Source organism: Enterobacter sp. PL1 (genome assembly GCF_945957325.1).
GTDB classification, from domain to species: Bacteria; Pseudomonadota; Gammaproteobacteria; order Enterobacterales; family Enterobacteriaceae; genus Enterobacter; species Enterobacter roggenkampii.
Map to the genome: position 1 here is coordinate 1 of NZ_CAMFKT010000118.1, position 286 is coordinate 286.

A 286-nucleotide genomic window follows, 5' to 3' on the forward strand; every position below is an offset into this window, starting at 1 on the left:
ATTTTTTGTCAGTTCATCCAGTTCTCTTCTGAAATCACCCTGCCAGTGCGCTACCGCTATTGACATCAGTAAGTCGGAGAACTCAAGTTTTGTCCCCCCGCTGTTCGTGCGGATGAAAACATCCAGCACATGATCAATGTCCTGACTGCTCTCATTGAAGTAGTGGATAAGATTTTCAGTTCTTATCTTGGTATAAAGTCTCAGTAATGTTTTTCTGGAAAATTCACTGGAAATGAGTCCTCTTTTTTCGAGTTCTGGTTCGACAACGTTAAATAAAATATCATCC

Annotated in this window: 1 protein-coding gene; it reads right to left on the reverse strand. The window is 40.6% G+C overall.

Features of this window, described 5'->3' with window-relative positions:
* Positions 1-286: DUF262 domain-containing protein (locus N6P30_RS24530; RefSeq protein WP_260630019.1), on the reverse strand; the 286-nt coding region annotated here is incomplete at both ends.